The following is an 11,671-nucleotide window of genomic DNA, read 5'->3' as shown; positions in this document are numbered from 1 at the left end:
ATTTCTTCGTTCCGGGCCGGGCCCGACTCGGGCTCAGAGGATGTCGGACAGTTCCTCCAGCAGTCGCCGCTTGGGCCGGGCGCCCACCATCGACTTCACGGGCTCCCCGCCCCGGAACACCATCAGCGTGGGCGTCGACAGCACGCCGTACGCGATCGTGGTCTCCGGATTGCGGTCCACGTCCAGCTGGACGATCCTCAGCCGGTCGCCCTCCTCGCCGGCGATGGCGCTCAGAACCGGCGCGAGCTGGCGGCACGGGCCGCACCAGTCGGCCGTGAACTGCACCAGCACCGGCAGTTCGGAGTCGATCACCTCCGCCGCGAAGTCCGCGTCCGTCACCTCGGCCACGCCTGCCGCCTTGATCACAGTTCCTGCCCTCCCAGTTCGCACAACGGTGGTTCCCCCTCGGCCATCGCCAGCCGCAGGCCGATCTTGGCCCGCACGGCCTGCAACTCCCCGATCAGCCCGTCGAGCTCGTCGAGCTTGCGCCGGTAGACCGCGAGCGAGGCGGGACACGAGTCGCCCTCCGGATGCCCGGCCCGCAGACACTCCACGAACGGCCGGGTCTCCTCCAGGTCGAACCCGAAGTCCTGCAACGTCCTGATCTGCCGCAGCAGCCGCAGGTCGCTCTCGTCGTACGTGCGATACCCGTTGCCGCTGCGCCGCGCGGGCAGCAGTCCCCGTGACTCGTAGTAGCGCAACGTGCGCGTCGTGGTCCCGGCCCGTGCGGCCAGCTCGCCGATTCGCATGCGTACGAACGTAATCCTTGACGCCGACGTCAGGGCAACCGCGGCAGGAGCGGCTTTCCGCGCACCGGGGAGGACAGCACGATCGACGTCGTCGTACGGCCCAGCGCCGAGGTCTGTTCGAGCACGTCCTCCAGGTGGACGGTGTCCTCGACGGCGACCTTGAGGATCCAGCAGTCCTCGCCGACCACGTGGTGGACCTCCATGATCTCCGGGCGGTCGAGCAGCTCCAGGGTGCGGGGGTGTTTGAGGGTGTAGCCGCCGTGCGGGTTGACGCGGATGAACGCCTGGATGCCATAACCGAGCCGGGCGGGGGCGATCTGGGCGCCGTACCCCGTGATCGCGCCCGCCGCCTCCAGTCGCCGTACGCGCTCGGTGACGGCTGCCGGGCTGAGACGCACGCGGCGGCCCAGCTCGCTCAGTTTGATCCGGCCGTCGGTCTGGAGCAGTTCGAGGATCTGCCGGTCCAGGGCGTCGAAGGCCACCGATGTTTCGACGGTGGCCGGGCGCAGATGCCGTGGTTCTTTCGGCACGGCGGCCTGATCTCCCATGTCTTCCCCTTCAGGACGTGGTGCGGGGCCAGGAGAATTATGGTCATGCGAAAGGCACGAGAAGTACTGGTCATCGGCGGCAACCGCTATTTCGGCAAGCGGCTGATCGCGCGACTGCTGGCGGCCGGGGACCGGGTGACGGTTCTCAATCGCGGATCGTCGGCGCCGCCACCGGGCGTGGTCCATCTGGTCGCCGACCGCGGCGACGAGAAGTCCCTGACGGCGGCGCTGGGTTCACGGACGTTCGACGCCGTGGTCGACCAGGTCTGCTACACGCCGCGCCAGGCGGAGATCGCCCGCCGCGTGTTCGCCGGCCGCACCGGCCGCTATGTGCTGACGTCGACGGTGGAGGTGTACGAGTACGAGGACTCGATCGCCCCGGTGCGCGAGACGGACGTGGATCCGGTGGGCGTGGCCGTCGACCTCGAACTCCCCTGGGACGACCCGGAGTTCCTCGAATCCCACTACGGCGAGGGCAAGCGGCAGGCGGAGGCCGTATTCGCCGCCGGCCCGGACTTCCCGTACACGGCGGTGCGCGTCGCCCATGTGCTGGGCGGGGACGACGACTTCACGGGCCGTATGACGTACTACGCGGACCGGGTCAGCGGCGGGACCCCGATCGCCGTACCGGTGGTGAACCACCCGGCGACGTACATCCATGTCGAGGAGATCGCCGACTTCCTCTTCTGGACGGTGGGCCAGGACTTCACGGGGCCGGTCAACGCCGCCTCGCACGGCCCGCTGACCACCGAGGACCTGTGCGACGCGATCGCCGCGCACCTCCCGGACGGCAAGGCCGTCTTCCAGCACGTCGAGGTCGGCGAGGTCTCCCCGCTCTCCTTCACCCGCGCCTACGCCATGGACAACTCCCGTGCCACACGGCTGGGTTTCCGTTTCACCCGTGCCCGGCGGTGGCTCCCGAAGGCCGTCGCCGAGACCCTCGGAAAGGACGCCGCCTGACATGCGGTACCGCACTCTTGGCGACCGTCGCGTGAGCGCGGTCGGCCTCGGCGTGATGCCGCTGTCCATCGAGGGCCGCCCCGACGACGCCCGCGCCCTGGCCACCGTGCACGCCGCTCTGGACGCGGGGGTCACGCTGCTGGACACGGCGGACTCGTACCATCTGCCGGGCGCCGAGCCCGGTCACAACGAACTCCTCGTGGCCCGCGCGCTGGCCGCGTACGGCGGCGACACGGACGCCGTGCTGGTGGCCACCAAGGGCGGCCGCGGCCGGCCCGCCGACGGCAGCTGGACGGTGAACGGCGACCCCCGCCACCTCAGGGCGGCCGCCGAGGCCTCGCTGCGACGGCTCGGCGTCGAGGCGATCGGGCTCTACCAGTTGCACAAGCCCGATCCGGCCGTCCCCTTCGAGGACTCGGTCGGCGCACTGCGCGAACTCCTCGACGCGGGCAAGATCCGCCTGGCCGGCATCTCCAACACCGACGTGGACCAGATCCGCACGGCCCACCGAATCCTCGGCGACCGCCTGGTCTCGGTACAGAACCAGTACTCCCCCTCTGTGCTGGACAGCGAGGCCGAGCTACAACTGTGCGCGCAACTGGGCCTGGCATTCCTGCCCTGGAGCCCACTGGGCGGCATCTCCCGCAGCTCGCTGGACGGGCCTGCGGGGGTGGCGAGCGCGGAGGCGAGGGCGGAGGACGGGGCGGCGCGGGCGCAGGGCGGGGCGGCGCAGACGGTGGACGGGCTGTCGCGGGCGGCGGATGAGCCCCGTTTCGGTGCCTTCCGGGCCGTGGCGGCTGCCCGCGGGGTCAGCCCTCAGCAGGTGTGCCTGGCCTGGCTTATGGCGCGGTCCCCGGCGGTGGTCCCCATTCCGGGGGCGAGCCGCCCGGAGACGATCCGGGATTCGGCCGCCGCGGCGGAGCTGGTGCTGGACGCGGAGGAGCTGGGCCGGCTGAACGGGGCGGTCGTTCGGGTCGGCTGACGTTCACTCGGCTCCCGGCCGAGTGAGGCGTGCCGAGTGAGGCGGACCGAATGAGGCGGACCGAGTGAGGCGAATTTTCTGACCGGAGAGCCGGGTGCGGGCCGGGCAGTCTCCCTGCCCGGCCCGCACACCGGTCTCAGCGCAACCGACCCGCCGACTCACGGCCACCCGGGGCCGGCGCCCCGAGGTGGCGTGCGTACTGGTCGACGGCTTTCACCAGCGCCGGCGTGACGAGAGCCACCGCCACCTTCCAGACGGGATCGGGCACCAGGACCACGGCCGCCGCCACGGTGAGCAGCGGGCCGAGTGCCCGGATGACGCGGACGCCCCTGCTCGGCCGCGAGTGTGCCTGTGCGTCGAGGTACCCACCGGTCAGCACCGCCAGTTCGGCGACGACCAGCACGAGGGCCAGGGTGATGTCCACGGCAGCGCTCCGCTCAGTCGCCGGCCGAGCTGCAGTCCCAGTGCCCCGCCGCCCTGGTGTTGTGGGCCACGACGGCCGGAGCGGCGTCCGTGCCGCCGCCGGGCGGGTTCGCCTTCCACTCGCAGCCGAAGTCCTTCATGAAGCGCTTGAACGTGTAGTTGTGGTACTTCGCCTGGATCTTCTTCAGCCTCGCGATGCCCGCCGGGGAGGCGTTGAAGGCCTTGCTGTACTCCTTGGCGTCCTTCACCAGGCAGCCCGCGGAGACGATCGCCCCCACCCAGCCCGCGCCCTTGGACGCGATGGTCTTCCCCAGCGAGGAGACGCTGACCCCGGTGGCCAGCAGCGAACCGCACACGCCGGCGATGCTCTTGTAGTCACGCCCCGCGGACGGCTGGGCCGTCCCCGTGGCCGCCTGGGCCGGCGCGACGCCGGCCGTGAGGAGCACGGCTCCGGCGGCCGTGCCGATCAATGCCTTACGAACTTTGTCCATGGGTTCCCCCGGACTTCCTCTCGGTGCTCGATGGTCACCCGTGGAGAGGTACGGAAGATCAACCGGGTTGGGCAAGGGCAGGTAAGGGAACGCAATCTTCCGGTAATCCCGTCCGGTAACGCGACTCAGGCGCACGGCAGTTGCCGTGCGCCTGGGTCGGGGTGCACATGGCCCGGGCGTCCGGCCCCGGTTCAGGCGGGGCCGGACGTCCGGAGCTCGGACCGGGCCGGAGGGTCAGGCCTTGGCGAGTTCCTTGTCGCCGCCCTGTTCCGGCACCTCGGCCTCGGCCTCGGCCGGGCCGCTGTGACCACCGTGGCCGTCGTCCACGAGGGTCGCCTCGTCGAACGGGATGTGACCGGCGAGCACTTCGTCGACGCGGCCGCGGTCGATCTCCTTGGTCCAGGTGCCGATCAGGACCGTGGCGACGGCGTTGCCCGCGAAGTTCGTCAGGGCGCGGGCCTCGCTCATGAAGCGGTCGATGCCGACGATGAGGCCGATGCCGTCCACCAGGGCGGGCTTGTGCGACTGGAGGCCACCGGCCAGCGTGGCCAGACCCGCACCGGTGACACCGGCGGCGCCCTTGGAGGCGACCAGCAGGAAGAGCAGCAGCGGGATCTGCTCGGCGATCGCCATCGGCGTACCCATGGCGTCGGCGATGAACAGCGAGGCCATGGTCATGTAGATCATGGTGCCGTCGAGGTTGAAGGAGTAGCCGGTCGGAACGGTGATGCCGACGACGGGCTTGCTGATGCCCAGGTGCTCCATCTTCGCGATGAGGCGCGGCAGCGCGGACTCGGAGGAGGAGGTGGACAGGATCAGCAGGAACTCACGGCTCAGGTACTTGAAGAGCGTGAAGATGTTGAGGCCGGCGACGAGCCGCAGCAGCAGACCGAGCACGATGAAGACGAAGAGGAAACAGGTGACGTAGAAGCCGAGCATCAGGATGGCGAGCTTCTTGAGCGCGTCGACGCCGGCGGAACCGGTGACGGCGGCGATGGCGCCGAAGGCACCGACCGGGGCCATCCACATCACCATGGCCAGGATGCGGAAGACAAGCTTCTGGATGTGCTGCACACCGCGCAGGATCGGCTCTCCGGCCGAGCCCATGCCCTGCAGCGCGAAGCCGGCGAGCAGCGCGACCAGCAGGGTCTGCAGGACGTCGGGCATGGTGAAGGCGGAGACGATCGTGGTCGGGATGATGCCGAGCAGGAACTCGGTGGTGTCCTTGGCCTCGGCGTCGACCTGTGCGTGACCGGCGTCCTTGACGGCGTCGGTGACCGCGAGGCCGGTGCCCGGCTCCAGGATGTTGCCGACGACGAGACCGATGGCGAGCGCGACCAGCGACATCGCGAGGAAGTAGACCAGCGCGATACCGCCGACCTTGCCGACCTTGGCGGCCTTCCGTACCGAGCCGATGCCGAGGACGATCGTGCAGAAGATGATCGGCGAGATCATCATCTTGATCAGGTTCACGAAGCCCGTACCGATGGGCTTCAGCTCGACCGCGAAGTCGGGCGCGACCAGGCCCACGGTGATACCGAGGGCCACCGCGATGATCACCGCGATGTACAGGTAGTGCGTGCGGTCCCGTTTGGCTTTGGCGACGGGAGCGGCGGGTGCCTTCTCGGGGGAACTGGCGGCGGCCACGGCTGCCCTCCTTGACGTCTTCGTCGGTATCACCGGCGTGCGGCTCACGTCCGGGTTGGGGGTCTCGCTGACCGGCCGGCACGTCCCGGGGACGGGGGGCGTCGCACTCAGCGATGCGGTGACTATCCCCCGCCGTGTGAGGGCGGTCACCCTTCCGTTCATTTAGTTCACCGTCGGCCATGGAGGCAGACTGACGACATGCGCATCCCCGTCCCGAGACCCCGCAGCCTGGCCGGCCAGCTGTTCGCCATGCAGGCCGTGCTGATAGCGGTGCTCGTCGCCGGGTACGCGGTGTTCACATACGTCAGTGACCGCGGGCAGGCCGAGGACGCGGCGGGGCGGCAGGCCAAGGCGGTGGCGCAGTCGATCGCCGACGCGCCGTCCGTGCGGGAGGCGATCCGCAGCGACGATCCGACGGCGGAGCTCCAGCCGTACGCGCTCCGCGTGCAGCGCGACGCCGAGGTCGACTTCGTCACGATCATGAACCCCGCGGGCATCCGCTGGACGCACCCCGACGAGAAGCAGATCGGCCAGCACTTCCGCGGCCACACGGCGCGTGCCCTGCGGGGTGAGCCCTTCACCGAGACGTACACCGGCACGCTCGGCCCGTCCGTCCGTGCGGTCGTACCGATCTACGACGGCGGGAGCCGGCCGGCGGACATCGTGGGGATGGTCAGCGCGGGTATCCGGGTCGAGGAGATCAGCAAGCGGGTGCAGGACCAGCTGACGGCCCTGCTCGGGGTGGCGGCGGGCGCGCTCGCGCTGGGCGCGGTCGGCACGTATGTGATCAATGCCCGCCTGCGTCGGCACACCCATGGCATGAACGCGGCCGAGCTGAGCCATATGCACGACTACCACCAGGCCGCACTGCACGCGGTACGCGAGGGTCTGCTGATGCTGGACGGGCAGTACCGTGTGGCGCTGATCAATGACGGCGGGCGCGAGTTGCTGAGCGTGGACGGTGATGTGGTGGGGCATTCGGTCGCGGAGCTCGGCCTGCCCGCCCCGTTGACCGGGGCGCTGCTGGCCTCCGAGCCGAGGGTGGACGAGGTGCATCTGACCGCGGAACGGGTCCTGGTGGTGAACACGTCGCCGGTGTCGGGCGGCGAGCGGCGCGGCACGGTGGTGACACTCCGGGACGTGACCGAACTCCAGTCGCTGATGGGCGAGTTGGACTCCGAGCGGGGCTTCACGCAGGCGCTGCGCTCACAGGCGCACGAGGCGGCGAACCGCCTCCACACGGTCGTCTCGCTGATCGAACTCGGACGCGCCGAGGATGCGGTGGAGTTCGCGACCGCCGAGCTGGAGCTGGCCCAGGCCCTCATGGACCAGGTCGTCGCGGCGGTGAGCGAGCCGGTGCTGGCGGCGCTGCTGCTGGGGAAGACGGCACAGGCCAACGAGCGGGGCGTGGAGCTGGTCGTATCGGAGGACAGCCGCCTCGACGACGGCCTGCTGCCGCCGTCCCTGCCCGCCCGGGACCTGGTGACGATCCTCGGCAACCTGATCGACAACGCGGTCGACGCGGCACAGGGAAGTGTGGGAGCACGGGTGACGGTGACGGCGTACGCCGAGGACGGCGAGCTGGTGCTACGGGTGTCGGACACCGGCTCCGGAGTGGACCCCGCGCTCGCCGAGGCGGTGTTCCAACGCGGCTTCTCCACGAAGCCGGCCGGCCCGGGAGGCCGGGGACTGGGCCTGGCCCTCGTCCGCCAGGCCGCGACCCGGCACCAGGGCATGCTGTCCGTGGCGGAGGCCGACGGCGGCGGTGCGGTCTTCGAGGTGCGGTTGCCGCTGGCGGAAGGGGCTGGCTCCAAGGAAGGTTCCGGCTCGGCGGGAGGTACCGGCCCGGCGGGAGGTTCCGGCCCGGCGGAGGGCCCCGGCCCGACGAGAGGCTCCGTCCTGGCGGAAGGTCCGGGCTCGGCGGAGGGTCACGTCCTGGCGGAGGGCCCCGGCTCAGCGGGCGGCTCCGTCCTGGCGGAAGGTCCGGGCTCGGCGGAAGGCCTCATCCCGGCGGAAGGCTCCGGCCCGACGAGAGGCTCCGTCCTGGCGGAAGGTCTGGGCTCGGCGGAAGGCCTCATCCCGGCGGAAGGCCCGGGCCCGACAGAAGGCCCCACCCCGGCCGAAGGCCCCACCCCGGCGAGAGGCTCCTTCCCGGCGGAAGGCCCGGGCTCGGCGGAGGGTCACGGCCCGACAGAAGGCCCAGGCTCGGCGGAGGGCCCCGGCCCGACAGAAGGCCCCGGCTCGGCGGAGGGCCCCGGCCCGACGGAAGGCCTCATCCCGGCGGGAGGCCCCGGCCCGACAGAAGGCCCAGGCTCGGCGGAGGGCCCCGGCCCGACGGAAGGCCTCATCCCGGCGGGAGGCTCCGGCCCGACAGAAGGCCCCGGCCCGGCGGAAGGCCGCACCCCGGCCGACGGCCCCACCCCGGCGGGAGGCTCCGTCCCGGCGGGAGGCTCCGTCCCGGCGGAAGGCCCGGGCTCGGCCGAAGACCCCGGCTCGACAGAAGGCCCGGGCTCGGCCGAAGACCCCACCCCGGCCGAAGATTCCGCCCCAGCCGAAGATCCCGTCCCGGCCGAAGGCCCCGCCCCGGCGGAGGGGACCGCTGCCGAGGGCGCGGTGGTTTCGAGAGGTGACGTATGACGGCGGCGGCGGAGAAGGCGATTCGCGTGCTGGTCGTGGAGGACGATCCGGTGGCGGCGGACGCGCACATGATGTACGTCGGCCGGGTGCCGGGATTCGTCGCGGTCGGCAAGGCCCATACGGGGGCGGAGGCGCGCCGCGCGCTGGAGCGGACGCCGGTGGATCTGCTGTTGCTGGACCTGCACCTGCCGGATGTGCACGGGCTGCAACTGGCCCGGTCACTGCGGGCGGCCGGGCATCACGCGGACGTGATCGCGGTGACGTCGGCCCGGGACCTGGCCGTGGTGCGGGAAGGGGTGTCGCTGGGGGTCGTGCAGTACGTACTGAAGCCCTTCACGTTCGCGACCCTCCGGGACCGGCTGGTCCGGTACGCCGAGTTCCACGCGGCCGTGGGAGAGGCCAGCGGGCAGGACGAGGTGGACCGGGCGCTGGCGGCGCTGCGGGCGCCGGGGCCGGCTGCACTGCCGAAGGGGTTGAGCGGGCCGACGTTGGAGCGGGTGACCGGGGCTGTGCGGGAGGCCGGGGAGGGGCTCACGGCGGCGGGCGTCGCCGAGACCGTGGGCATCTCCCGGATCACGGCTCGGCGGTATCTGGAGCACCTGGTGGAGGCGGGGAGGGCTGAGCGGAAGCCGGTGTACGGGCAGGTGGGAAGACCGGAGCTGGTGTACCGATGGGTTCCGGGGGCCGGGGCGGGCGCGGGACGGTAACGGCGGGCTCGTCGAGGAAACGGGCCCGTGCGGCCCGTGGGCCGCGGCCCGGCGCTCCTCAACTCCCCGGCGCCGTCCGCAAAGTGAACCGCCACCCCCGCCGAATCCCCGCCGAACCCGCCAACATCAATCCCCCGCACACACATTGACCTGACTAGACCACTCGACCTACGTTCACCGGGCAGCCATCCCCGCGCCACAACGAAGTGCGCCCGCAGGAGGTCATGCCCGTGCGCCCCACCGCCGCTCGCCCCGCCCGTCCCGCACGCCCCGCCCTCCCCCCACTCCTCGCCCTCACCCTCGCCGCCGCAGGAACGCTCACCGCCTGCGGCGGCGGTTCCGGCAGTGACCCGGACACCGTCAAGGTCTCCTTCAAGCAGTCCACGGACAACTCCATCAAGGTGATGGACACCTACCTCGCGGACATCAAGAAGCAGTTCGAGAAGGCGAACCCCGGCAAGAAGGTCGAATTCGTGCCCATCAAGGCCCCGGACTCGGAGTACTACACCAAGCTCCAGCAGATGCTCCGCTCCCCCAAGACCGCCCCCGACCTGGTCTACGAGGACACCTTCCTCATCAACTCGGACATCACCAGCGGGTACTTGAAGCCCCTCGACCCCTACCTCGCCAAGTGGAAGGACTGGGGACAGTTCATCGACACGGCGAAGTCGGCGGCCAAGGGCGAGGACGGCAAGACGTACGGCGTCCCGGACGGCACCGACACCCGGGGCCTGTGGTTCAGCAAGGACATCTTCAAGAAGGCCGGTCTGCCCGCCGACTGGCAGCCGAGGACCTGGGACGACGTCCTGGACGCCGCCCGCACCATCAAGCAGAAGGCGCCCGACGTCATCCCCCTCAACGTCTACACGGGCAAGCCCGTCGGCGAGGCCGCCACTATGCAGACGTTCGAGATGCTGCTCTACGGCACGGGTACGAGCGACGGCACGTCGGACCCGCTCTACGACAGGTCCGCCAAGAAGTGGATCGCCGGCAGCCAGGGCTTCAAGGACTCCCTGTCCTTCGTCGAGACCGTCTACCAGGAGAAGCTCGGCCCGGACGTCTCCGACGCCCTCGACCCCAACGTCATGACCCGAGTCCGCGGCGAGTGGCTCCCACAGGGCAAGCTCGCCATCGCCCTCGACGGCTCCTGGCTCCCCCAGGACTGGCTCCCGGGCAGCGGCCACGAGTGGCCGGAGTGGTCCGACGAACTCGGCCTCGCCGCCATGCCCACCCAGAACGGCCAGGCCCCCGGCAAGGTGAGCATGTCCGGCGGCTGGACCTGGTCCATCCCGGCCAAGGCGGGCAACCCCGACCTCGCCTTCGAGTTCATCAAGACGATGCAGACGAAGGCGAACGCCCAGAAGTGGTACGTCGCCAACTCCGGCATCGCGGTCCGCGAGGACGTGGCCGCCGACCCCGCGTACATCGAGGCCCAGCCCGGCATCAAGTTCTTCACGGACCTGGTCGCCAACACGCACTACCGCCCCGCCTACCCGGCGTACCCGAAGGTCTCCACCGCCGTCCAGGAGGCGATGGAGGGCGTGACGACGGGCGACATGTCGGTCGAGGAGGCGGCCAAGGGCTACGACGAGGAACTGAGGACGGCGGCGGACGACCAGGTGATCGAGAAGTGAGGGGCCACTCCCTCCCTCCTCTCCGCACCCTCACCCGCGCCCTCACCCGCGCCCTCCCGGTCACCCCCGCCGTCGTCCTCCTGGTCCTCTTCCTCGCCGGCCCGATCGCCTACTGCGCCTACATCGCCTTCACCGACCTCCAGCTCACCGGCCAGGCCAAGGATTCGTTCGTCGGTCTCGACAACTTCCGTACGGCCTTCGACGACGAGGCGTTCCGCAACGCCGTCTGGCTCACCCTCGTCTTCACCGTCATCTCCGCCCTGCTCGGCCAGAACACCCTGGGCCTGGCCCTGGCCGCGCTGATGCAGCGCGCGTCGAAGCCGGTCCGCACCCTGGTCGGCGCGATCGTCATCACGGCATGGGTCCTGCCGGAGGTCGTCGCCGGCTTCCTCCTCTACGCCTTCTTCCGCCGCGAAGGCACCCTGAACGCCATCCTGGGCTGGCTCCATCTCCCCACCCAGAACTGGCTGTTCACCCTCCCGATCCTGGCGGTGTCGTTCGCGAACGTCTGGCGGGGCACCGCCTTCTCGATGCTGGTCTACTCGGCGGCGCTGGGCGAGATCCCCAAGGAGATCACCGAGGCGGCGGAGGTCGACGGCGCCGGCGGCTGGCGCCGTATGTGGCACATCACCCTCCCGATGATCCGCCGCTCCATCGGCACCAACCTCATGCTCATCACCCTCCAGACCCTGTCCGTCTTCGGCCTGATCTGGGTGATGACGAGGGGCGGCCCGGGCGGCAAGAGCCAGACGCTGCCGCTGTTCATGTACGAGGAGGCGTTCCAGAAGAGCATGATCGGTTACGGCACGGCGGTCGCCCTCCTGCTGCTGGTGGTGGGCTCGCTGTTCTCGGTGGTCTACCTGCGTCTGCTGCGAACGGAGGTCTGACGCCGT

At 70.7% G+C, this 11,671-nt stretch carries 11 protein-coding genes and 1 pseudogene; 6 read left to right on the top strand and 6 right to left on the bottom strand.

Annotated features, from left to right (window positions below; translation table 11 throughout):
• Nucleotides 1–33: 33 nt before the first annotated feature.
• Genes trxA through ABIE67_RS31940 form a run of 3 tightly spaced genes read right to left on the bottom strand, consistent with a single transcriptional unit; the run spans nucleotide 34 to nucleotide 1,297 of the window.
• Nucleotides 34–366: a thioredoxin gene (gene trxA, locus ABIE67_RS31950; protein WP_370264849.1), complete on the bottom strand. Its 333-nt coding sequence runs from the start codon at nucleotides 364–366 to the stop codon at nucleotides 34–36.
• On the bottom strand, nucleotides 363–749 hold the full coding sequence (locus tag ABIE67_RS31945; protein ID WP_370264848.1) for a MerR family transcriptional regulator: 387 nt from the start codon (nucleotides 747–749) through the stop codon (nucleotides 363–365). The genes trxA and ABIE67_RS31945 overlap by 4 nt, the downstream gene beginning before the upstream one ends.
• A 29-nt stretch (nucleotides 750–778) precedes the next feature.
• On the bottom strand, nucleotides 779–1,297 hold the full coding sequence (locus tag ABIE67_RS31940; RefSeq protein ID WP_370264847.1) for an Lrp/AsnC family transcriptional regulator: 519 nt from the start codon (nucleotides 1,295–1,297) through the stop codon (nucleotides 779–781).
• Nucleotides 1,298–1,342: 45 nt separating this feature from the next.
• Here ABIE67_RS31940 and ABIE67_RS31935 point away from each other — a divergent pair, with 45 nt between their 5' ends.
• Both ABIE67_RS31935 and ABIE67_RS31930 read left to right on the top strand, forming a co-directional pair.
• The gene (locus tag ABIE67_RS31935) at nucleotides 1,343–2,257 is read left to right on the top strand and encodes an NAD-dependent epimerase/dehydratase family protein (protein WP_370264846.1); all 915 of its coding nucleotides are present in this window, start codon (nucleotides 1,343–1,345) and stop codon (nucleotides 2,255–2,257) included.
• A gap of 1 nt (nucleotide 2,258) precedes the next feature.
• Nucleotides 2,259–3,239, top strand: a complete 981-nt coding sequence (locus ABIE67_RS31930; protein ID WP_370264845.1) for an aldo/keto reductase — start codon at nucleotides 2,259–2,261, stop codon at nucleotides 3,237–3,239.
• Between the two features lie 136 nt (nucleotides 3,240–3,375).
• Here ABIE67_RS31930 and ABIE67_RS31925 read toward each other — a convergent pair whose 3' ends face one another.
• The 3 genes from ABIE67_RS31925 to ABIE67_RS31915 all read right to left on the bottom strand — a co-directional run bounded on the left by ABIE67_RS31925 (nucleotide 3,376) and on the right by ABIE67_RS31915 (nucleotide 5,800).
• A complete protein-coding gene (locus ABIE67_RS31925; RefSeq protein WP_370264843.1) occupies nucleotides 3,376–3,663 on the bottom strand; it encodes a hypothetical protein in 288 nt (95 codons plus the stop codon).
• Nucleotides 3,664–3,676: 13 nt separating this feature from the next.
• Nucleotides 3,677–4,153 (bottom strand): hypothetical protein, encoded by a 477-nt coding sequence (locus ABIE67_RS31920; protein ID WP_370264842.1) that lies wholly within the window; start codon nucleotides 4,151–4,153, stop codon nucleotides 3,677–3,679.
• A gap of 234 nt (nucleotides 4,154–4,387) precedes the next feature.
• On the bottom strand, nucleotides 4,388–5,800 hold the full coding sequence (locus ABIE67_RS31915) for a cation:dicarboxylate symporter family transporter (protein ID WP_370264840.1): 1,413 nt from the start codon (nucleotides 5,798–5,800) through the stop codon (nucleotides 4,388–4,390).
• A 198-nt stretch (nucleotides 5,801–5,998) separates the two neighbouring features.
• Between ABIE67_RS31915 and ABIE67_RS31910 the strand changes: the two are divergent.
• From ABIE67_RS31910 to ABIE67_RS31895, 4 genes and pseudogenes are all read left to right on the top strand, one after another.
• Nucleotides 5,999–7,615 (top strand): annotated as a pseudogene (locus ABIE67_RS31910) (ATP-binding protein); the annotation flags it as partial.
• Nucleotides 7,616–8,433: 818 nt separating this feature from the next.
• Nucleotides 8,434–9,144, top strand: a complete 711-nt coding sequence (locus tag ABIE67_RS31905; protein ID WP_370264838.1) for a response regulator — start codon at nucleotides 8,434–8,436, stop codon at nucleotides 9,142–9,144.
• 224 nt (nucleotides 9,145–9,368) lie between these two features.
• Nucleotides 9,369–10,778, top strand: coding sequence for an extracellular solute-binding protein (locus tag ABIE67_RS31900; protein ID WP_370264837.1), 1,410 nt, complete (start codon nucleotides 9,369–9,371; stop codon nucleotides 10,776–10,778).
• Nucleotides 10,775–11,665 (top strand): carbohydrate ABC transporter permease, encoded by an 891-nt coding sequence (locus ABIE67_RS31895; RefSeq protein ID WP_370264836.1) that lies wholly within the window; start codon nucleotides 10,775–10,777, stop codon nucleotides 11,663–11,665. Before ABIE67_RS31900 ends, ABIE67_RS31895 begins: the two co-directional genes overlap by 4 nt.
• The last annotated feature ends 6 nt before the right edge of the window (nucleotides 11,666–11,671 follow it).

The organism is Streptomyces sp. V4I8 (assembly GCF_041261225.1).
Classification (GTDB): Bacteria; Actinomycetota; Actinomycetes; order Streptomycetales; family Streptomycetaceae; genus Streptomyces.
This window is presented reverse-complemented; position numbering and strand designations above follow the sequence as displayed.